Annotated in this window: 14 protein-coding genes; 12 read left to right on the top strand and 2 right to left on the bottom strand. The window is 36.4% G+C overall.

Going from position 1 to position 21,628, the window contains the following annotated elements:
• The first annotated feature begins 24 nt into the window (after window positions 1–24).
• Window positions 25–1,296 carry a hypothetical protein gene (locus P0Y49_13345; protein ID WEK17783.1) on the top strand — a complete coding sequence of 424 codons (1,272 nt, stop codon included), beginning with the start codon at window positions 25–27 and terminating at the stop codon, window positions 1,294–1,296.
• A 15-nt stretch (window positions 1,297–1,311) separates the two neighbouring features.
• Here P0Y49_13345 and P0Y49_13340 read toward each other — a convergent pair whose 3' ends face one another.
• Together P0Y49_13340 and P0Y49_13335 are read right to left on the bottom strand one after the other, a co-directional pair.
• Window positions 1,312–1,836 carry an Rpn family recombination-promoting nuclease/putative transposase gene (locus P0Y49_13340; GenBank protein ID WEK17782.1) on the bottom strand — a complete coding sequence of 175 codons (525 nt, stop codon included), beginning with the start codon at window positions 1,834–1,836 and terminating at the stop codon, window positions 1,312–1,314.
• A 249-nt stretch (window positions 1,837–2,085) separates the two neighbouring features.
• Entirely contained in the window at window positions 2,086–2,937 is an 852-nt protein-coding gene (locus tag P0Y49_13335) for an Rpn family recombination-promoting nuclease/putative transposase (GenBank protein ID WEK17781.1), read from the bottom strand.
• 433 nt (window positions 2,938–3,370) lie between these two features.
• On the opposite strand from P0Y49_13335, the gene P0Y49_13330 reads away from it, so the two are divergent.
• From P0Y49_13330 to P0Y49_13280, 11 genes are all read left to right on the top strand, one after another.
• Window positions 3,371–3,811: a GtrA family protein gene (locus P0Y49_13330; GenBank protein ID WEK17780.1), complete on the top strand. Its 441-nt coding sequence runs from the start codon at window positions 3,371–3,373 to the stop codon at window positions 3,809–3,811.
• Window positions 3,801–5,339: a glycosyltransferase family 39 protein gene (locus P0Y49_13325; GenBank protein WEK17779.1), complete on the top strand. Its 1,539-nt coding sequence runs from the start codon at window positions 3,801–3,803 to the stop codon at window positions 5,337–5,339. Before P0Y49_13330 ends, P0Y49_13325 begins: the two co-directional genes overlap by 11 nt.
• Window positions 5,340–5,452: 113 nt before the next feature.
• Window positions 5,453–6,040: a YceI family protein gene (locus P0Y49_13320; GenBank protein ID WEK17778.1), complete on the top strand. Its 588-nt coding sequence runs from the start codon at window positions 5,453–5,455 to the stop codon at window positions 6,038–6,040.
• 86 nt (window positions 6,041–6,126) lie between these two features.
• Window positions 6,127–8,319 (top strand): polysaccharide lyase family 8 super-sandwich domain-containing protein, encoded by a 2,193-nt coding sequence (locus P0Y49_13315; protein ID WEK17777.1) that lies wholly within the window; start codon window positions 6,127–6,129, stop codon window positions 8,317–8,319.
• A 187-nt stretch (window positions 8,320–8,506) separates the two neighbouring features.
• Window positions 8,507–9,121, top strand: a complete 615-nt coding sequence (locus P0Y49_13310) for a hypothetical protein (GenBank protein WEK17776.1) — start codon at window positions 8,507–8,509, stop codon at window positions 9,119–9,121.
• A gap of 106 nt (window positions 9,122–9,227) precedes the next feature.
• A complete protein-coding gene (locus P0Y49_13305; protein ID WEK17775.1) occupies window positions 9,228–12,449 on the top strand; it encodes a TonB-dependent receptor in 3,222 nt (1,073 codons plus the stop codon).
• A gap of 109 nt (window positions 12,450–12,558) precedes the next feature.
• Complete coding sequence (locus tag P0Y49_13300; protein ID WEK17774.1) at window positions 12,559–14,337, top strand: RagB/SusD family nutrient uptake outer membrane protein; 1,779 nt, start codon at window positions 12,559–12,561, stop codon at window positions 14,335–14,337.
• A 17-nt stretch (window positions 14,338–14,354) separates the two neighbouring features.
• Window positions 14,355–15,629 (top strand): glycan-binding surface protein, encoded by a 1,275-nt coding sequence (locus P0Y49_13295; protein WEK17773.1) that lies wholly within the window; start codon window positions 14,355–14,357, stop codon window positions 15,627–15,629.
• A gap of 43 nt (window positions 15,630–15,672) precedes the next feature.
• The gene (locus P0Y49_13290) at window positions 15,673–17,586 is read left to right on the top strand and encodes a sialate O-acetylesterase (protein WEK17772.1); all 1,914 of its coding nucleotides are present in this window, start codon (window positions 15,673–15,675) and stop codon (window positions 17,584–17,586) included.
• 14 nt (window positions 17,587–17,600) lie between these two features.
• Window positions 17,601–18,695 (top strand): endo-1,4-beta-xylanase, encoded by a 1,095-nt coding sequence (locus P0Y49_13285; protein ID WEK17771.1) that lies wholly within the window; start codon window positions 17,601–17,603, stop codon window positions 18,693–18,695.
• 5 nt (window positions 18,696–18,700) lie between these two features.
• Window positions 18,701–21,589 (top strand): glycosyl hydrolase 115 family protein, encoded by a 2,889-nt coding sequence (locus P0Y49_13280; GenBank protein WEK17770.1) that lies wholly within the window; start codon window positions 18,701–18,703, stop codon window positions 21,587–21,589.
• Window positions 21,590–21,628: the final 39 nt, after the last annotated feature.

Raw genomic sequence — 21,628 nt, 5'->3', positions numbered from 1 at the left:
TTGTCGATACCTAATAAAGCTAAAATGGATAGGAAAAAAAAGAAACAATTGGCGAATAAGTCTGCTGCTAACGTTGAGTTGCAACGAAGAGCTTTGAAAGATAGATTTTTGGATCGTGTTAAAAAAGTAGTTCTGCAGATCGGCAATGAAGCGCTTTTGGAAAAATTCCCGGCTATTTATTTTGAAAAACTCTACGAATGTCGTTATACGGTACTAAAAGCGAAAGCTGCCCCTGGTTCAGATATTCCCAGGAATAGAGTAATTCAGTTTAATAAACTATTACAGCAGCTGATGGACGGCATAGAAGTTATATTTCCTAATGGAAATAAAATCCCAATTTCCTGGTACCTCTCAGAAGGGATGACATTAGCAGACTGTATCAGCGGGATTGAAACTTATGATGATCCTAAACTGGAAGAAATTAAGGCGTCTTTTGCTTTTTGTTCACATGATGGTAAGTTCCATCATCATCTACAGGAGACATTGATTGACCTGGTAACTGATACCTGCACATTGTTAAGTGATTACAATGACCATATTTACAGGGCCGATCTTTCAATGACTTCCTATTTTGCGAAATTGAGTTCGCAAAATGATATCATTATTTACACCTTTAAACCAAAGAAAGAAATGATAGAAACGAAGAAGGGTACGCGTAGCGCTATACGTCTGGGTTGGCCTTCTTCAGAATTCGAGTGGAAATATTTTAATGTCAAGCCATCATTACTGGGTTTTAAAACCCAAGGACTGGATATTCCTCTGGAAATATACATCGGGACTCATACACTTGAGAGACTACAAAAAAGGATCAATATAACTCCGGGATTGATGCATCAAATACTGCTGCTCACCTTTTTAGAACCCAGGATACCTCACCGATGGGATGGAGACAAAACTTATGTCGATTTTATGGTCTCTGATCAAAAAGTTGGATATCTTGTAGTGAAACTACATGGCAGCAAAATGATGATCCATACTTTTTTATTTCTAACTAACAATGATACTTTGGAAGGTGAAAAACTTGGACGTCTTTTAAATATCGTTAAGGAGGATAAAAAATATTTGGAAATTGATAGCCTTCCGGCTTTCAATTCCTATCATATTGACAAAAATGAAGAGCTAAGCAAACTATTTAAAGATGCAGGCTGCGGATCTTTGCTAAAACTTGGCCACCTAGAAGAATTCACTGCCAACCAGATCGCAGATAAAGATCCTGAATCTATTTTACACTACCTGGCAGATGCTCCATACTTTAGCAAAGAGGTTTCTATAAATGATAGAGATTTATCAATATAGTAAGGGCGATTTCTACTATAAAGACTCTATTTCTTGTATAGTGAGTCCGGTCGTCTCAGCGATAAAGTTTAAAGAAATATTTCCGGCTTTTAATTTGAAAGCCATTTCTTTACGTTCTTCCACACGACCCTTTTCAATACCCCTCTCAAGTGCCTCTTCTTTCACATACTCCATCGCACTATAATTGTCACGTTGTATTTTTAATCTTTGCTGATATTCGTTCATTTCCTCTTGGGTTAAGTTGCCAACTTCCGCAATCTCAAATACTTTGTCATATTCTCCCTTTCCTATCAAAGATAGCGGAATTTCGGATAGTTCTTTTAGGTTATTTAAGATGTAAAGCCATTCTTCCAGTTCATTTTCCAATTCTCCTTCTGGTTTCTTAAATTTAGGCATCTCTATAAAAATATATGCCAATTTTGGATAAAATTCCTGGTTCGCATTGATTTCCATTAGCCGGACATCATGTATAAAATGATCAGGGTGGCTGTCATCGAATTTAAAATTCATGATGGCTATAAAGTATATTTCAGGAATCATATAATTCCAATCTGCAACTACACCGACACCCTTCGTTTAATTGAATTTAACCAAATAAAATAACATAAACTCTGGTGAAAAATTTAAATGTTGGTATCATACCCGCGTAGTAGATAGAAGGAGGATTGCTAATAGCACTTATCTCGGGAGTTTTAATGATTAGCTTATAAAGATTCTATTATTTACACTTTTAAACCAAAGAAAGAAATGACAGAAAGGAAGAAAGGATTGATGCATCAAATATTCTGCTTATAAAGACTCTATTTCTTGTATAGTTAGTCCTGTGGTTTTAGAGATAATGCTAAAAGGAATGTTTTCGGATTTTAATTTGATCGCGACTTCTCGACGCCCCTCTTCAAGTGCCACTTCTTTTACATACTCCATTGCGCTATAATTATCACGCTGTATTTTTAATCTTTGCTGATATTCGTTCATTTCATCTGGGGTTAAGTTGCCAACTTCCGCAATCTCAAATACTTTGTCATATTCTCCCTTGCCTATCAAAGATAGCGGAATTTCGGATAGTTCTTTTAGGTTATTTAATATGTAAAGCCACTCTTCCAGTTCATTTTCCAATTCCCCTTCTAGTTTCTTAAATTTAGGCATCTCTATAAAAATATATGCCAACTTTGGATAAAACTCCTGGTTCGCATTGATTTCCATCAGCCGGACATCATGTATAAAATGATCCGGATGGCTGTCATCAAATTTAAAATTCATGATAGCTATAAAGTATATTTCAGGAATCATATAATTCCAATCTGCAATTACACCGACTCCCTGCTCCTGAATCAAATTTGCCGTATAAAAAATGCTTCGGTCTTTAAAGTTTTTAACTTTTGCTTTCTGCATTTCTACGATAAAATTTTCGCCCTTGTCACTGGTACAGTACAAATCAAATACTGTTTTTCTATAATCCTTACCAGAACCTTTATATTCCGTATCATTATATTGAATATCAACAATTACTTTCCTGCCTTTTAGTACTTGATTGAGAAAACTGATTAGAAAACTCTTGTTGGGTGCTTTACCAAAAATATGCTTAAATCCAAAGTCACTATAAGGATCAATAAATCTTGCGCCATCAGTTTCTTCACTCATTTTTCCCTGGCTATTTCAACAAACGTAATTAGATAATTAATGATAAACATTACTGAACTGAAATTCAGTCGAAAGCTGTGTTTAATTGAATTTAACCAAATAAAATAACGACTATAAGTTTTCTATATTTAGCACACGGTAGAGCCACCAGATTGCAGATTTTGAAAGATGGAAAACAAAACAGATTTATTTCTGTTTTGTCTTTTTAATAGGTAATATCAGTTAACCAAACATTGACACAATGAATTATTCTTCCGGTAATGCCTGTTTAATATGGAGCGTGCATTTTTGCATTATCTTTTAAAATGTTGATTGGAATTAAAAAATGCCCGATATATTTTTGGGGGGATGGCATATTCTATGTGTTGGTTGTACTATTATTTTTGATATTGAAAAAATGCCGTATTGCAGGTACATTATCTAAACAGCAGGTATGCAATTCTCAGGTCATAACAAAGTAGTCAGAATAGATCGTTTCCTTTCAAAAGAGAAGCTTATACAATTGATCAAATTCGGGATTGTTGGCTGTTCTGGCCTGGTCATAGATTTTGCCATTACCTATTTTTTTAAGGAATATGTAGGGTTAAATAGATTTATTGCAAATGCGCTGGGCTTTAGTGCAGCAGTAACCAATAATTACTTCATCCATAGATTCTGGACCTTTAAGAGCGACGAAAGACAGATCGCCAAACAGTTTTTAAAATTCCTGATCGTTTCAGTTATAGGATTGGGTATAAACACCCTGTGCATCTATACCATTCAACAATGGACATACTTGTCATTCTATGTGGCAAAATTTATAGCTATTTTGTTGGTTTTTATGTGGAATTATACTTTAAATGCGCTCGTAACATTCAAAAAAAATGAAATCTAAGATAGATAGCATCTGGTTACTTATTTTATTAACAACAGCTGTAAGGATAATTATAGCATTAACGCTGGATTTTGGAAATGATGAGGTTTATTACTGGACCTATGCCCGGCATTTGGAGTGGAATTATTTCGATCATCCACCTATTGTAGCCTGGCTGATTAGGATTACCACATTAAATCTTTCTTTACATAACGAATTAGCTGCCAGATTTGGTGCTATCCTCTCTTCTGCAATTTGTACATTTATCATCTATAAAACAGGTGCTCTGATCCATAATAAACGGTCGGGCTGGTACGCCGCTCTTCTTTATTCTGCTTCTTTTTATTGCAGCATTATAGCGGGTACCTTTATTTTGCCGGATAGCCCACAAATGGTCTTTTGGATGCTTGGCCTGTTTATGCTGATCAAAATTGATAAGTCAACAAATGCCTCCAGGCCTAATCTGCTTTGGATTTATTTTGGTATCGTAGCCGGACTCTGTATCATGTGTAAGGTACACGGTGTTTTTCTGTGGTTGGCTGTCGGCCTGTATGCTGCGATTTGGAAACCTGTTTGGTGGCGAAATCCATGGATGTATATTTCAGGGGTAATAAGTTTGCTGATCATTTCTCCAATAGTGATCTGGAATTTTCAAAATCATTTCATTACCTACGCTTACCATGGAAGTAGGGTAACACCAACAACAGAACTTAATCCTATCGCTTTTTTCAGGGAAATATTTGGCGAGTTTTTTTATAACAATCCTTTTGTGTTCTTACTGGGCTGGGGAGCTGTATGGAGTTGGCATAAAAGTAGATTGGTTGTTGCTAAAAAGGATCTTGCCTTATTGATATGCTACAGTTTGCCACTAATTGTTACCCTGTTTTTTTTAGCCTTATTCAGAACAACCTTACCACACTGGTCTGGCCCGGCATATAGTGTGCTCATATTGATGATCGCTATAAAACTGGCTGATTATACGGATAGAAAAGCCAATAGAATTGTGATGTCCTCGTTAGCATTTTATCTGGTTATTGTAATTGCAGGTCTGATCATGATCAATTTTTATCCCGGAACAATCGGTCCTTCGGATGATCCTAAAACTGTTGCTAAGGGTGACGTAACACTCGATCTATATGGGTGGAGGGATGCAGGTAAGCAATTTGAGCAGTTATATCAAAATGACATCAAAGATGGAAAGATGCTTGCTCATGAGCCAATCATCATCAATAAGTGGTTTCCGGCTGCACACATTGATTTTTACATAGCCGGTATAACTAAACAAGAAACCTATGGTATCGGGCCGATCTTTGATCTTCATCAATATTATTTTTATAATCAATACCTTAAGGAACCGGTAAAAGGATCTGATGCCTATTATATTACCAGTTCAAATATGTTTTCAGAGCAAGACATTGATTTCAATAAAGAATATTTTGAAAAGATAGAAGACCCGGTACTTCTCCCGATAAAGAGAAATGGGAAAATATGCAAGAACTTAATGGTATATCGGTTGCGAGGATTTAAAGGAAACTTTGTTAAGCACTGAATCCTACTCTGGTTTTTTATGGAAATTATGATTTGATTGTAAAATCTTAACATAGGTCAATGAAAGCAGTTAGATTTTGAGCTTATCTTTGGATCAAATTAATAACCCAGAAAATGAAATTAAAAATCAACACTATTTTATTGTTAGTAGCTGTAGTTGCATTGTCAGCTTTTAAAAACCCTAACAAACCGGTTACTTACACTGTAGATGCCGCAAAATCAACTATTACATGGCTTGGTAAAAAAGTAACAGGATCTCATAACGGAACCATTGCTTTAAAATCAGGATCATTAGACATTAATGGTAAAAATGTAACTGGTGGTACATTTGTTATCGATATGACTTCAATTGCTGATGCTGATGGTAGCGATAAGTTAGAAGGTCACTTGAAAGCTGATGATTTCTTCGGTGCAGCTAAATTCCCTACTTCAACTTTTGTGATCACTAAAGTGACCGGTGCAGGTGCAAATGTAACTGTTGCTGGTAACCTGACTATCAAAGGTATTACGAAGCCTTTAAGCTTCCCTGCAACTGTAGCTGTTAATGCAGATGGTACTGTTTCTGCTTTGGCTGGTAAAATCACTGTTGACAGAACTAAGTATGACATCAGATATGGTTCAAAATCTTTCTTCGATAGCATTGGCGACAAAGCAATTGATGATAACTTTGAAATCGGAGTTAAATTGATCGCTAAAAAATAATTTTTCCTGTAATGGAAAGAAAAGGCTTGCTCATTTTATTGGGCAGGCCTTTTTTGTTGGGGGGTAAAAAATTATATTCGCTAAATATGATGAAGCCCATTTTTCTTGTTGTCTTATTTACCCTCGGTTTAGTTTTTTTTAATCCTGCAGCAGCTCAGTCTGATCCGGTATACCGGATAATATTGCAACGGGTTCATCAGGAGCAAATGGATGAAGTGCAAGATATCAGGAAGCTGGACAAGGAGGTTAAAGACAATCTTTCGGGTTTAAACCTGGAGAATGGAAAATGGGAATCCATAAATTATGCCGATCATAAACGAATCAATCCAAATTGGTTGCCTGTATTGGAAAAGATAAGGACGATGACTCTGGCTTATTCATCCCCCAAAAGTAGCTATTATAAGGATAAAAAGATTTGGGAAGCAATTGATAAAAGCCTGAAATATTTTACCGGTCTTAAGCCTTTACCTTATTGTGATAATTGGTATCAACAGGGGATTACACGACCGCAGACTTTGGCGCTAAGCCTTGTCAATATGAGGTTTGGGGAGCTGCCTTTAGATAGTCTGGTTGAAAAAAATACACTTGCAGCGATATGTAAGGATACTGCTGTTACCAGCAATGGGCGAAATAATCCCATGCACAAATTCAACTTTGGTGCCAATAGATCGCAGATCGCTATGGGCTGGATATTTATAGGTGCGTTATTAGAGAACGAAAAAATGGTGGATGTGGGTGTGAAAGAAGCCTATTCACCCATTCAGTACACAACAGGAGAAGGAATTCAATATGATCTTTCTTATGATATGCACTTTGGATATCTATATAACGGAGGTTATGGAACAGAGTTTATGAGATGTGTGATTAAGTCTGCGGCTTATACTTTTGGAACAAAGTATGCTTTACAAGGAGGGCAGCTGGATTTATTTAGAAAATTTATATTAGAATCAATATTTGGGGTTATTCGCGGTAAATGGATGGATTGGAATGTTGTGGGGAGAGGTATTTCGCGTGTGGGTGCCATAGCAAAAGACTACTCGCCATATCTTGAACATCTGGAAAAAATTGATCCTCAGGGAAAGGAACAATATAGCAACATCAGGAAAAGAATGAAAGGCGAAGTGCCCGTTTCCTTTAATGTGGAACCTTTTCATAGTCATTATTGGAATACTGATTACACTGTACATGCCAGATCTTCGTACTTTATGTCTGTACATGCGGTATCTAACAGAAAATATTCCCAGGAGATTGGAAATTTAGAAAATATGAAGGGATTTTGGGGAGCAGAGGGAACGATGAATCTCCAGTTGAAGGGTAACGAATATTACAATATATTCCCACTGTGGAATTGGACCAAACTACCAGGTACTACTTTACCAGACACTTTGCCAGTGGTTAAAGATAAAGCGCCGGGTGTGGGGGACAGGAGAGGTACCCATCCTTTTTCGGGCGGTGTATCGGATGCACGCTATGGCGTGACGACCTACGTAATGGATAATGATTTGTATACATCAGCAAAAAAGTCGTGGTTTATGTTTGATGATGAAATTGTATGTTTAGGAACAGGTATTGGTTCTACACTACCTTATTCGGTTAGCACTACTTTAAATCAGACAATTCTTGCAAATGATGGACTGACTTTATGTACAGGTGGTCGTATTTCACATTATAAAAAAGACCTCCATTTAAGTTTTAAGGATCAGTTAGAATGGGTATGGCACGACCATGTAGGATATGTGTTTCCTCAAAAAGGCAACGTCTATCTGTCTGCTGAAAACAGGGTTGGCGATTGGACGGGGATTAGCATGACAGGTGAAGATGTTAATAAAAAAGTAGAAGCCAAATCTGTTTTCCAGTTAAACTTGCAACATGGTATTAGACCTGAAAATGGAAAATACGCCTATATTTTGCTACCGGGTATCGAAAGTCCGATGAAGGTGAAGCATTATCTGGAAAAGAAGAACATTAGCATTGAATCCAATACTGAAAAGCTTCAGGCGGTATATCATCATAGATTGAAGATCTGGCAAGTGGTGTTTTACGAGGGTAATGTTCAATTTGACGATGGGCAAATCAAAGTATCGACAGATATTCCATCTGTATTGATGCTAAGGAAATTGGAAAACGGCAAATATCAACTTTATGCTGCAGATCCTTCCCAGCTTTCCAAAACGTTGAGTGTTAAGATAAAGATAAAAGGATCCGATCCCCAAACGATTAATTTAGACCTTCCTCAAAAGGAATATGCCGGTAAGACCGTATCGGTGGTTATCAATTAACTTTTTGCCTTTGGCAGCACCAAAGCTGCCAATAACCTCATCTCATGCCGGTTTAGGTGATACATAGGATTTTTGCCAATGAAACATTTGTATAGTTTAAATGAACAAAATTCCCCCTATTTCATAAGGTGGTCGAAGTACATTTACTGAAATTATAAACCATAATATAAACCTAAACCAAAATTAAATGAAAAAATTATTACTAAGCTGCTGTTTAGTGGTGGGTATGACATCTATGTCTACGGCACAAAGTCTTTTGATAGCTATAGAAGCTGAAAATGGGAGATTGGGGTCCGATTGGAACTCTTTAACAGATTTGGGGCTTGGGTATATTAGTCCTAAAACCGATAAGATTGAATCTTATTTTCCGGGTAATGAAACAAAAGTTGCAACCTATTCTATAAAATTTCCTAAAGCTGGGGAATATGAATTATACCTGAAAGTGAAAGTAGGAAGTGGAGGAGCGAATGATGATAGTTTTTTTAGTGGAAAAGGTTTCGGTAATAAAGATGTAAGAAAATCAGATGATTGGGCAATGGTAAATGGGTTCTTTATTAGTGGATACCATGCTGATCAATCTACTGCTGTTGTTGAAGCTGCAGGCGCAGGTAAAACCGATACATGGAAGTGGGTAAGTATGTCTAAATTTAGTAATAAAGCAACAAATTATATAGTTCCGGAAGGACAACTGACACAAACTTTCCAAATCGCAGGGAGAGAAGATGGGCTGGATATAGATAAATTTGTTTTTGCTTCTAAAGGTACATTAGTAACAGTAGAGCAGCTTAATAACGCTAAATAAATATGCTATTTGATTGATTTAGCCATCAGTTATTTAAAGTAAATCAAGTTTAAATTTATTAATTAATTATATGGACATTTTGTTGTTTTATCAAAAACACATACAGATGAATAGAAAGACTATTGCCGTTTTTTTAACGGGCTTTTTATTCATATTTAGCGCTCAAGTCTTTGCAAATCACGTAAAAGATGCTGCATTTCAGGATATCAGAATTACCGGAACTATAAAGGACAAATCAGGTGATCCAATTGTAGGCGTGATCGTTTCAATTTTAGGAACGAATAAAAGTGCCAGCAGTGATAAAAATGGAAAGTATGCGATCATGGCGAGCAAAGGGCAGATCCTTATTTTTTCATACATTGGAATGAAAAAACAAAACATTACCGTTGGTACCAATAGGGTAATAGATGTAGTGCTAAAAGATGATGAGATCAATTTAAATGAAGTTGTTGTCAACGTGGGTTATGGCACAATGAAGCGAAGTGATTTAACCGGATCCGTATCATCTATCACCGCTAAAAGCTATGAGAACTCTGTATCTACCACATTAGATCAAGCCTTACAAGGTCGTGTTGCCGGTTTACAAATGGCTCAGAACTCCGGAGTTCCCGGTGGTGGTAGTTCTATACAGATACGCGGGGTAAGCTCTATTAGTAATACCAATGAACCAATCTATGTTGTAGATGGCGTAATTATAAATGGAAAAACAGGTGATAATGACGTAAATGCAATAGCAAGTATTAACCCTGCTGATATTGAGAGTGTGGAGATACTTAAAGATGCATCTGCTACGGCTATCTATGGTGCACAAGGCGCAAATGGGGTTATTATTGTTACCTTAAAAAAGGGAAAAGAAGGCATTCCGATATTCAATTTTAATACAAAACAGGGGTATCAGGAAATACCCAAGTTCATAGACATGATGAACTTAAGGGAGTATGCACAACAACGCAATGACATGTCAGATGTGTTGGGTTATGGCAGAAGGGCAGATTTTGCCAATCCATCAATTCTAGGAGAAGGAACAAACTGGCAAAAGGAGCTTTATAGCCATGCACCTATGCAGACTTATGATATTTCTGTTCGTGGAGGAAATAGAGCCTCAACTTATTCCATATCTGCCGGATATCTGAATCAGGATGGAATTGTTTTTGGTGCCGGATACAAACGTGGGACTTTTCGTGTAAGCACAGATAATCAGGTTGGTTCATGGGTTAAAATGGGAGGTAGTGTAAATGTAAACACTGATAAACAAGAGACTTCTGTATCCTCCTGGAGTGTAATAGGAAGTTCATTATTCCAGGCTCCAAGTATCCCTGTACGTAATGCTGATGGCTCGTACGGAGGACCAACAACCGAATTAGACCCAAATAATTTAAGCTATGCTAACCCGGTGGCCATCGCTTTGTTAAACCAACGAAACAGAGACAAATTTGGAACTAGGGGTAATATGTACCTGAATTTACAGCCGCTTAAATGGTTCAACTTTAGAACAGAATTTAGTGGTGAAGGAAATATTGATAACTATCAGGAGTTTTTACCAGCCTATCAGTTTGGACAATCCGTTAAAGCTAGTCCTGATAACAGACATGATAAAACCTTTAGGACATTCTGGTCCTGGAAAAACCTGGCAAATTTTGACAAAACATTTGCAAAAAAACACCGGATGACATTGATGGTGGGGCAAGAAATGTGGTCAAGATACAGTGATTTTCTAAGTGGAAACAGGCAGGGAGGATCTAATGAACTAACAGGTTTAGATGCCGGAGATGCAACTATTGCTCAGAATAGTGGGAACAGTGGCAAAAACACAATGTTTTCTATATTTAGTCGTCTAACTTATGATTATGCCGGTAAGTACGCTTTTACAGGAACAATTCGTCGTGATGGCTCCAGTAATTTTGCACCCGGTCATCAATGGGGAACATTTCCTTCAGCGGCTGCAGCCTGGCGTATATCAGAAGAGGATTTCTTTAAACCCCTGAAAGATGTTGTAAATAATATGAAGTTCAGGTTGAGTTATGGAAAGGTAGGTAACTCAAATGTAAGCGCATTTGCTTATGGAAGTAATTTGATAAACGTTCCAACCGCCAATTGGGGACCATCATTCAAAACAGGTAATATCTCCAATGAAAATTTATCATGGGAAACTACCAAATCCTGGAATGCCGGTTTGGATCTGAATCTTTTTAAGAATAGAATAGAACTAATTGTTGATGCTTATATTAAGAAAACAGATGATTTATTGCTTAGATTAAGCTTACCTGCTTTTACAGGTACGGGTTCCGCATATCCCGGAACAGCCGAAGCACCATGGTATAATATAGGAGCTATACAGAATAAGGGGGTTGAATTTACTTTAAATACTGTCAATATTTCCAAATCAGAGTTCAGCTGGAATTCAGCATTGGTTTTTACCCTAAATCGTAATATGGTAACCCGTATGAACACTGAAACGGCAGATGTTCCTATGTATGATTATTCCAATGGCAATAATATAGTTACACGTACCATGACGGGAAGCCCGGTAAGTCAGTTTTATGGCTACAAGTATGTTGGACGTATTAATTCGGCTGCTGACTTCCTGAAAGATAATGGAAATGGTACAAGTACGGTTATCGTTCCAACTTTTAAATATAGGAAAGGTGATATTATCAATAATACAGATCCTGCCCTGATTAGCTCAACATATATAGGCGATTTGCTATTTGCAGATGTTAACGGAGATGGTATTGTAAATGATGCTGATATTACAAACATAGGAAACCCGTTTCCTGATTTTACTTTTGGGTTTACCAATAACTTTAAATACGGAAATTTTGATTTTAGTTTCTTTCTGGATGGTGCTGTTGGAGCTAAGGCATTTAATATTTTAAGAAGCAGGACAGATGATCCACGTAGCAGCGCAAATGTGAGGAAATATGTAGCGAACTATGCAAAGTTGGGATATATAGACGGAAACGCTGATAACAAAAATATATGGAATGTTTATGTTTTGCCTGGGTCTGATCCGGATGTAGGACGTATGTCTGTTCAAAATACCAATAATAGTATATTTAGTAGCCGTTTTGTAGAAGATGTTACCTACCTGCGTATTCAGAATATCACTTTGGGGTATAGATTTCCTACAAAGATGATTTCTAAATATGGTTTAAAGGGCTTACGTGTTTACTCTAATCTTCAAAACGTATATACATTTTCTAATTACTCGGGGTACGACCCGCTAGTAGGTTCGCAAAGTGGACAAAGTATGCTAAGGTATGGTGTAGACGGTGGTAGTGTTCCGGTTCCACGTATTTATACTTTTGGCTTAGACTTAAACTTTTAAAAACTAATCTCATGAGACCATCATGTGCAGCAGAACACAAAACCGAAATGAATAAATTTTTGGTAGCACATGATCGCTTCATAGCCTTTAAAAATCAAATTATATTCTGATGAAAAATAAAAAGATAATAGCCTGCATTTTCTGTTTCCTGGGAATGGTTAGTTTAACAGGCTGTAAAAAATTTCTGTTGCAAACATCTGATACGCAAAAAGAGGCTGGTCAGTCTTTCCGTACTATTGAAGATTTACGGGCAAGCACCGCATTTTTATATACTGCACCTTGGTCAAAGTTTCATCGTGACGTTCCCGCAATAACGGACGGAAGAGCTAACAATCTCTACATTGATGGTGTTACCGGGACATTGGCTTCTATTTCATTATTTGCAGAAAGTTCAAATTTTGTAGAGTTTGGAGTGGTATGGTCAGGTGCTTATGTAGCCATTACGCAGTCTGATTATATTATAAAAGATTATGTTCCAATGGCAATAGCCAACGGAGTAGACGCGACTAAAGCAAAAGCATGTGAAGGAGAGGCCCGTTTTATGCGTGGTACAGGTTATTGGTATTTAGCCATGTTATGGCATGATGTGCCCATCATTGATGATCCCAGAGACCAGGTGTTAAACACGATCATTGCTCCAAATCGTTTTGAGGATATATTGCAATATGCGATAAATGATTTAACATCAGCTGTAGAATTGCTCCCGGCAACAGATACAAAAGGCCGTGTTACTAAATATAGTGCCAAAGCTATGTTAGCCAGACTTTGCTTAACCGCAGCTAATTACGCACAAGGAAACAGATTTTCAACAGATTATTTAACCCGAAACAATGTTGGAAGTAATAATGAACTGGCAGAAAAGTATTACAATCAGGTTAAAACATTAACTGAAAGTGTGATCACAGAATCAAGCTATGATATTTTAGACGACTACGAAGATTTGTTTAAAACGCAGAATAACAACAATAGAGAGGTTTTGTTTGGTGTTCAGTATCCATCGGGGCTTACAGATGCGGATTTGCGTAATGCGGTGAGTGAAAAATTGGCTTATAATGCCGAGGTGACTGGAAATTTAGCGAATAGCAGTAGTCTTTTCGTGTCTTATGATATGCTAAAATGGTTTGTTGATGATGGGGCACTGTCAAGATTAAGGGGGAGTGTTTGTATTCCCGGCCAAAATTATTCATACCTGGGTACACAGCTTCCGGCAGGTAGTTGGACTGTGCCTGTAAGTACTTCGAGCAGGACTAAATGTAGCTTAAAGAAATATATGGTAGGTAGTACTAAAGATACTGATGGTGCTGCTGTAAAAGGAAATTCAGGATTGATACCAGCTGTGATTAGAATGGCAGAAGTCTACTTAATGTATACAGAAGCAGCAATGGGGTTAACTGACCAAACTTCTGATGCTAAAGCGTTGAGTTATTTTAATAAGGTTAGAAAGCGGGCATTCAAGTTAAACATAAACGACTTTGTGCCCTACACAATTGTTACTAAAAATACGCTTTTAAAGGAAAGACGTTTGGAGTTCTTTTATGAAGGATTGTATTGGCCTGATTTGGTACGCAGATCATTTTATGATATGAATTGGGTGCTCAGCTTCTTAAATAATAAATTGAAAGATAGTAATGCAAGTACTGAGTTTACAAGCTGGACATCCTATTCTTATACGTATGATCCGACAAAATATGCTACTACCGGTGGATGGAATAGTTCTCCACGTCAACAAGCAGGATATATTCCTCAACAAGTAGTACACAACGTTCCCGAAGGTTCGTATGTTCATGCAGTTGGTGCTAAATCAAATATATGGGCATTCCCTTATCCTTCAATCGAATCTTCAGCGAATCCTAAATTAAATTCTGAGCCTGTTAAGTATCAATTTTAAATTAGAAAATTAAAATCATGAAAAAAAGCGCAACAATCTTCTATATGTCTTTTATCTTTTTATCCTGTCTAGGATTAAGCTCCTGCAAAAAGGATAACAGCAAAACAATACAAATTAATAGTGTATGGAGCAATGAAATTAATGTAGAAAGTAAACAGATACATGCTGCTTATTTTAACAGTTGGATACGATTACACGGAGAGGGATTAACAGGTCTTCAAAAGATTTATTTCAATGGAACTGATATTCCTTTTAACCCTAACTATGTTACTGATAATGATATTCTTGTCAAAGTGCCAGGCATTGCCACAGGAGTTGCAGTGCAAGATCAGCAGCAGCTAAATACGGTACGAATACTAACCTTGAATGGAGAAGCGATATACCATGATTTTATTTTTAAGGATCCGAATAAAATACCTAGTGTAGCGAGCGTTTCTAATACAATGCCTTATCCCGGAGAGGTAATCGAAGTTTCGGGGGGGAATTTAGATAATGTTACGAAAGTATATTTTCCAGGAAATATTGAAGCAGAAATAAAATCTGTTACGAGTAAAATAGTAAAGGTAGGGGTTCCTAATAATGTTGACCGAAACCTTAGTGGTGCAATGAAAGTCGTTGCGGACGGAGATGAGTTCCTATCTCCTCCTTATATGTTTTATCAAAAAGGTATTTTCTTAAAAACGTTTACCGAAGATGTGATGAGCGTTAATGGTAGCGCAAATATTAAGATTTATAGTACCCCTTCAAGCATTTCAACGATCACGAACTTATCCATTAATCCAGATGTTATTTTGGCAATACCGGAAGTTTCAAAAAACGTGGCGGTTTCCAGCGCTTGGACAGGTTACTTTAAATATAATCCTTCTGCTGCATTGCAAAAAATAATTAATGATCCATCAAGTGGAATTACAGGATCATCATCTTTACAAAATCTGGCATTTCAATTTGATTTATATATGAATCAATCATGGAGTTCAGGATATATTTCATTTTGTATAAATAAAAATGCAGGTGCAACAACAGCGGCTTATCGCTACAATATTTATTCATCGGCAACTACTGCATCATTTGATTTTAATGGGGGATGGAAAACCATAACAGTACCTTTTGGAAATTTTAAAAGTTTAGCTTTAGGATCATTGGCAGATTACATTGGTGTAATTACCAGTAATAATTATGAAGCATTGATAGGTTTTTCTAACTATAATCCTGAGAATGATGGTCACACTGCAAAAGCACTTAGTAACTTTCAAATGTTCATAGCAAACGTCCGTATTGTGCGTACCAAATAAATCATTAATTAAGCACTATTCATGCTGAAAAAATTAAAAAACAATGATAAGAATATTTATAACTGCAATATTTACAGTATTGCTTAACTCCTTCCTTTTTGCAAAAGTAAAATTGCCTAAACTGGTTAGTGATGGAATGGTACTACAAAGAGATACTCCAATAAAAATTTGGGGTTGGGCAGATAGAAGTGAAAAGATTGATGTCCGGTTTCAAGGAAAGCAATATAATGCCATTGCCAATAATCAAGGCGAATGGGAGATAACATTACCTGCCCAAAAGGCTGGTGGTCCCGTTCAGATCCAGATCAATAACATTATTGTAAAAGATATCCTATTTGGAGATGTATGGCTATGTTCAGGCCAGTCTAATATGGATTTGCCAATAAACCGGGTGTTGGATCTTTATAAAAAGGAAATTGAAAATGTAGAAAACAATCAGATCAGGTTATTTCTTGTACCCACAGCTTATGACTTTCAGAAAAAGCAAAGTGATTTGAAAAGTGGAGAATGGAAAGCTGTAACTCCGAAAAATGTATTGGATTTTTCTGCAACGGCTTATTTCTTCGCTCAATCTTTATATGAAAAGTATAAAGTTCCAATAGGCTTATTAAAATCCAGTCAGGGGGGCACGAGAATAGAATGTTGGGTAAGTGATGCTATCATCAGAAAATACCCTGCACCTTATGAAACATTTAAAACACTGAATAGACCAGGGTACATTGATAGTGTTCAGAACGTTGATAAAATGAATGTAGAGGGATGGAACAGGCTGTCTAAACAAAATGATGAAGGCATAAAAGGAGGGTGGAAAGGTAATGAAACAGATTTTACCGGTTGGACTAACTTTAAAGTTCCCGGTTTCTGGGCAGAAACAAATATCGGTGCAAAAAATGGTGTTTTCTGGTTGAAAAAGGAATTTGAAGTGAATGCTCCAATGATCGGTAAAGAAGGGATACTAAGGCTGGGCACAATCGTAGATAGTGATTCAGCCTTTGTGAATGGGACTTTTGTAGGAACAACTTATTATCAGTACCCTCCACGTATTTATAAAGTACCGGCTAATGTACTAAAGCCAGGGAAAAATATCCTGACAATCAGGATTGTAAACAGCAAAGGAAAAGGTGGGCTCACTGCAGGTAAGCAATATAGTTTAGAGGTAGAGGATAAGATCATTGATTTAAAGGGTGACTGGAAGTTGAAGATTGGTACACAGATGCAGGAAATGCCTAATACTACCACTTTTCAAAACGGACCGGTTGGATTATATAATTCAATGATATCACCACTTGAAAAATATTCGATAAAAGGATTTGTATGGTATCAGGGGGAATCCAATGCTGGAAATGCTAAAGCTTATGCACCAATTTTCAAAGATTTAATATCAAGCTGGAGAGTGAGCTTTAACAATGAAAATCTACCATTTTTATATGTTCAGCTTCCGAATTTTGGAAAAGCTCAAACAAGTCCAGCAGAAAAAAATTCCTGGGCGGATTTTAGAGAAATGCAAAGGAATGCACTGGAAATACCAAATACTGCTATGGCTGTTACGATTGATGTTGGAGAATGGAACGATATACATCCACTTAATAAAAAGACTGTAGGTTCCCGTTTGGCTTTATTGGCGCAAAAAGTAGCATATAATGAGAAGAATATAGTTAGTTCCGGACCATTGGTTGAAAAGATGGAAGTTAAGGATGGCAAATGTGTGTTGCAGTTCCAGCAAGTGGGTAAAGGATTGACATTTAAAGATGAATTGAAAGGATTTGTTATTGCCGGTGAAGATGGCGTGTTTAAGTGGGCTCAAGCTAAAGTTATAGCTACAAATAAAGTGTTGGTTTGGAGTGATGATGTTAAAAATCCGACAATGGTAAGGTATGCCTGGGCAGGAAATCCGGTAAGTGCGAACTTAAGGAATGATACTGGTTTACCTGCATCGCCATTTGAAATAAAAAACTAAATAATTTTTCAGAGATGATATTTAATTACTTGTCAAAAAGTACGCTGCTCTTGCTATGCCTATTATTTATGTGCTTATCGAGCTGTAAGGTCCTTCATTCGGATAAAGAAAAGGGACTAAAAGATTACTATAAAAACTACTTTCCTATAGGGGTTGCTATTAATGCAAATACGTTGAAGGATGTTAAGGAAGTAAATTTAATACGTAAAGAATTTAATAGTATAACTACTGAAAATGAGATGAAAATGTCATCCATAGCGCCAAAAAAAGATGTTTACAATTGGAAGAATGCAGATGCTCTTGTGAATTTTGCCGGGGAGAATAAAATGAAGGTCAGGGGGCATACCTTATTATGGCATAAGCAGACACCCGATTGGATGTTTCTTGATGACAAAGGCAAGCAAGTTACACGCGAAGTGTTGTTGAACAGGTTAAGGGACTACATCTTTACCGTTATGACCAGGTATAAGGGAAAAGTATATGCCTGGGATGTTGTTAATGAAGCTATTGATGATGACAAAAGTAATTTTTACAGAAAGTCTAAATGGTTAGATATTATTGGAGAAGATTATATCGAAAAAGCATTTGAATATGCACATGAGGCTGATCCTAAAGCATTATTGTTTTATAATGATTACAATACCGAGTACGCTGCCAAACGAGATAAAATCTATCAATTAATAAAGAAACTAAAAGAAAAAAATATTCCTATTAACGGATTAGGTCTACAAGCGCACTGGTCAATTTTCGAGCTATCAGAAACGCAACTAAGAAAATCAATAGAATTATTCTCTTCATTGGGTATACAATTGCATTTTACAGAGCTGGATGTCTCAATTTATAAATGGGAGCCCGATGAGCGGAAAAAAAGAGCTGACGAAAATGACAAGCTAACTCCTGAATTGGAGGAAAAACAGGCTGAAAAATATGCGATGTTCTTTAAGGTATTTAGGGAATATCAAAAAAATATAACCAGTGTAACTTTTTGGAATTTATCGGATAGATATAGTTGGCTGGATGATTTTCCCATAGCAGGAAGAAAAAATTATCCAACCATATTTGATGCCAATCTGATCCCGAAAAAATCGTACTATAAAATCAAACCTTAATTAATATGAATTTAAAAATCAGAATTCTTTTTGTGCTGTTCCTTTTATGTTTTTTCCAGAAGTTTAGTTATGCTGTTGGGTATGAGGAGCAAGATTATTTGTCGACCAAAAAAGCTGCTTCGGATTTTTCCCTATTTGAAAAAGGAAAAGTAGCTCCTGTTTTTTCTGGTTCTAAAGAAAATGAAGGCGTTAAAATCGCTTTAGAAAATTTACAAAAGGACCTTAAAAGAGTAACAAATGTTGAAACTAAACTATTATTCGATCAATCTACATATGAAAAAAATATAGTCATTGTAGGAACTATAGGGACTAGTCCAATAATTGATGAATTAATTAGAAATAAAAAAATTAATATTTCTGCAATAGAAGGGAAATGGGAAGGCGCTTTAACGCTAGTTGTAGAAAAGCCTTTTGAAGGAGTAGATAAAGCCTTAGTAATTGTTGGGAGTGATAGGAGAGGTACTATTTTTGGTATTTATGAATTGTCATCACAAATCGGGGTTTCGCCATGGTATTGGTGGGCTGATGTACCTATATCGAGAAAAAATGAATTGTATATCAAGAAGGGGCCTTTTGTCCAGTATCCTGAGGTAAAGTATAGAGGGATTTTTATCAATGATGAAGCACCTGCATTGACAAGATGGTCTAAAAAAACATTTGGAGGATTAAATTCGGGTTTATATCAAAATGTTTTTGAGTTATTGCTGCGTTTAAAAGCAAATTATATATGGCCTGCAATGTGGGGCAATGCATTTTATGTGGATGATCGAAAAAATGGAATGTTAGCCGATAAAATGGGAATTGTTATGGGTACTTCTCACCATGAACCCTTGACAAGAGCACAGGCTGAATGGAAAAAATATGATGGTAAAGAATGGGACTATAAGACCAATAAAGAGCAGCTACATAGTTTTTGGAATGATGCAATTAAAGAAAGAGGTAAATTTGATAATCTATTTACTATAGGTATGAGGGGCGATGGAGATGAGCCCATGAGTAAAGAAAATAATATTGGTTTACTAGAGAATATTGTAAAAGACCAAAGATCAATACTTGAAAAAAATATAAAAATGCCGGCTGCTGAGATTCCTCAAGTTTGGGCTTTGTATAAAGAAGTTCAGGAATATTACGATAGTGGAATGAAAGTTCCGGATGATGTAACATTATTATTCTGCGATGATAACTGGGGAAATTTAAGAAGATTGCCAGCCTTAAATGAAAGAGATCGTAAAGGCGGATATGGAATTTATTACCATTTTGATTATGTTGGGGTACCAAGAAACTATAAATGGATAAATACCAATCCAATTCCTAAAGTTTGGGAACAAATGAATTTAGCATACCGATATGGTGTAAATAAATTGTGGGTCGTAAATGTTGGAGATATTAAACCGATGGAGTTTCCAATTAGCTTTTTTATAGATATGGCTTGGGACCCCAAAAGATTTAATGAAAGTAATTTACAAGAATATACCAATAGCTGGTCTAAAAAGCAATTTGGAGAGAAATATGCCGTCGAAATTGGAGAAATTATAGCCAGGTATTTAAAGTTTAGCGGAAGGGTTAAGCCAGAGTTACTAAATGAAAAAACATATAGTTTGGCCAACTACAGGGAGTATGAAACCGTTGTAGAAGACTATAAGAATTTGTTAATCGCGGCAAATAGGTTAAGTGGTTTATTGCCCGCAAATTATAAAGATGCATATTTTCAGTTGGTATCGCATCCGATTATGGCAAGTGCTAATTTATATGAAATGTACTATGCTGTAGCAAAAAACAGATTATATGCAAATCAGGGGAGAGCATTAACCAACTTTTATTCACAAAAGGTAGAAGAACTATTTAAAAAAGACGCTGATATCTCCGGAATATATAATAAAGAGCTTTCGAATGGTAAATGGGATCACATGATGGATCAGGTTCATATAGGTTATACGACCTGGAACGATCCGAAAGAGAACATGATGCCAACAACTCAAAAGATAACGCTTCCTGAAACAGGAGAGTTGGGAGTTGCTATTGAAGGGTCTGAGAGATGGTGGCCAAATTCGGAAACAGAAGCTGTTTTGCCTGTTTTTAGTTCAATTTACCCTAAAGAATATTATATAGAGCTATTTAATAGAGGAAAAAAGCCAGTAAATTATGAGGTGAAAACGGCTCAAGATTTTATTAAAATAAGTAAAAATACAGGAATACTAAAGGATGAAGAAAGAATAGTAATTGCTGTGGATTGGGAAAAAGCTCCGGATGGGGAAACAAAAGTTCCTGTAACAATTGTATCAGATAAAAAGGTGATCACGGTTTATGCTACTGTTAAAAAGAGCTTCACAGCATTTCCGGTAAAATTTAACGGATATGTTGAAGATAACGGTAACGTGTCTATTGAAGCCTCCAATTATCAAAAGGCATTCAATACGCAAGGTATTGAGTGGAAAATTTTAAAAGATCATGGCCGTACAGGCTCAGCCATTTCTACTTATCCTGTTGATCTGGATAGATTAAGCCTGACCAAAAAATCTCCATATTTAGAATACGATATATACGTTACCTCAACAGGAAATTTTAAAGTAGATACTTATGTATCCCCAACTATAGACTTTAAAAATCACAAAGGGCTGCAATTTGCTATTTCTGTGAATGATGAGGATCCTAAAATTGTAAGCCTACATAGAGATAAATTTAACATTGCAGATCATACCAACCCGGAGTGGTCTAAATCTGTAGCTAATAACATTAAAATTTGTAACAGTACAATCAAAGTAAGTAAAGCCGGAGTCCAAAAATTAAAGATTTGGATGGTTGATCCTGGTGTTGTGTTTCAAAAAATTATCATAAACACCGGTCAAGAAAAAAATAGTTACCTGGGCGCACCTCCTACATTTGTGAATAAATAAGAGAAATATAAACTGGTTGCATTATACAGCCAGTTTTTT

This window comes from Candidatus Pedobacter colombiensis (assembly GCA_029202485.1).
GTDB classification, from domain to species: domain Bacteria; phylum Bacteroidota; class Bacteroidia; order Sphingobacteriales; family Sphingobacteriaceae; genus Pedobacter; species Pedobacter colombiensis.
The sequence above is the reverse complement of the archived record's forward strand: the minus strand, read 5'-3'. Positions and strand labels throughout refer to the sequence as shown.

Bases quoted from the DNA above. Each gene is read 5' to 3' on its own strand.
- P0Y49_13345 (WEK17783.1), top strand. From the start codon at position 25: ATGGATAGGAAAAAAAAGAAACAATTGGCGAATAAGTCTGCTGCTAAC.
- P0Y49_13340 (WEK17782.1), bottom strand. From the start codon at position 1,836: ATGATTCCTGAAATATACTTTATAGCCATCATGAATTTTAAATTCGAT.
- P0Y49_13335 (WEK17781.1), bottom strand. From the start codon at position 2,937: ATGAGTGAAGAAACTGATGGCGCAAGATTTATTGATCCTTATAGTGAC.
- P0Y49_13330 (WEK17780.1), top strand. From the start codon at position 3,371: ATGCAATTCTCAGGTCATAACAAAGTAGTCAGAATAGATCGTTTCCTT.
- P0Y49_13325 (WEK17779.1), top strand. From the start codon at position 3,801: ATGAAATCTAAGATAGATAGCATCTGGTTACTTATTTTATTAACAACA.
- P0Y49_13320 (WEK17778.1), top strand. From the start codon at position 5,453: ATGAAATTAAAAATCAACACTATTTTATTGTTAGTAGCTGTAGTTGCA.
- P0Y49_13315 (WEK17777.1), top strand. From the start codon at position 6,127: ATGATGAAGCCCATTTTTCTTGTTGTCTTATTTACCCTCGGTTTAGTT.
- P0Y49_13310 (WEK17776.1), top strand. From the start codon at position 8,507: ATGAAAAAATTATTACTAAGCTGCTGTTTAGTGGTGGGTATGACATCT.
- P0Y49_13305 (WEK17775.1), top strand. From the start codon at position 9,228: ATGAATAGAAAGACTATTGCCGTTTTTTTAACGGGCTTTTTATTCATA.
- P0Y49_13300 (WEK17774.1), top strand. From the start codon at position 12,559: ATGAAAAATAAAAAGATAATAGCCTGCATTTTCTGTTTCCTGGGAATG.
- P0Y49_13295 (WEK17773.1), top strand. From the start codon at position 14,355: ATGAAAAAAAGCGCAACAATCTTCTATATGTCTTTTATCTTTTTATCC.
- P0Y49_13290 (WEK17772.1), top strand. From the start codon at position 15,673: ATGATAAGAATATTTATAACTGCAATATTTACAGTATTGCTTAACTCC.
- P0Y49_13285 (WEK17771.1), top strand. From the start codon at position 17,601: ATGATATTTAATTACTTGTCAAAAAGTACGCTGCTCTTGCTATGCCTA.
- P0Y49_13280 (WEK17770.1), top strand. From the start codon at position 18,701: ATGAATTTAAAAATCAGAATTCTTTTTGTGCTGTTCCTTTTATGTTTT.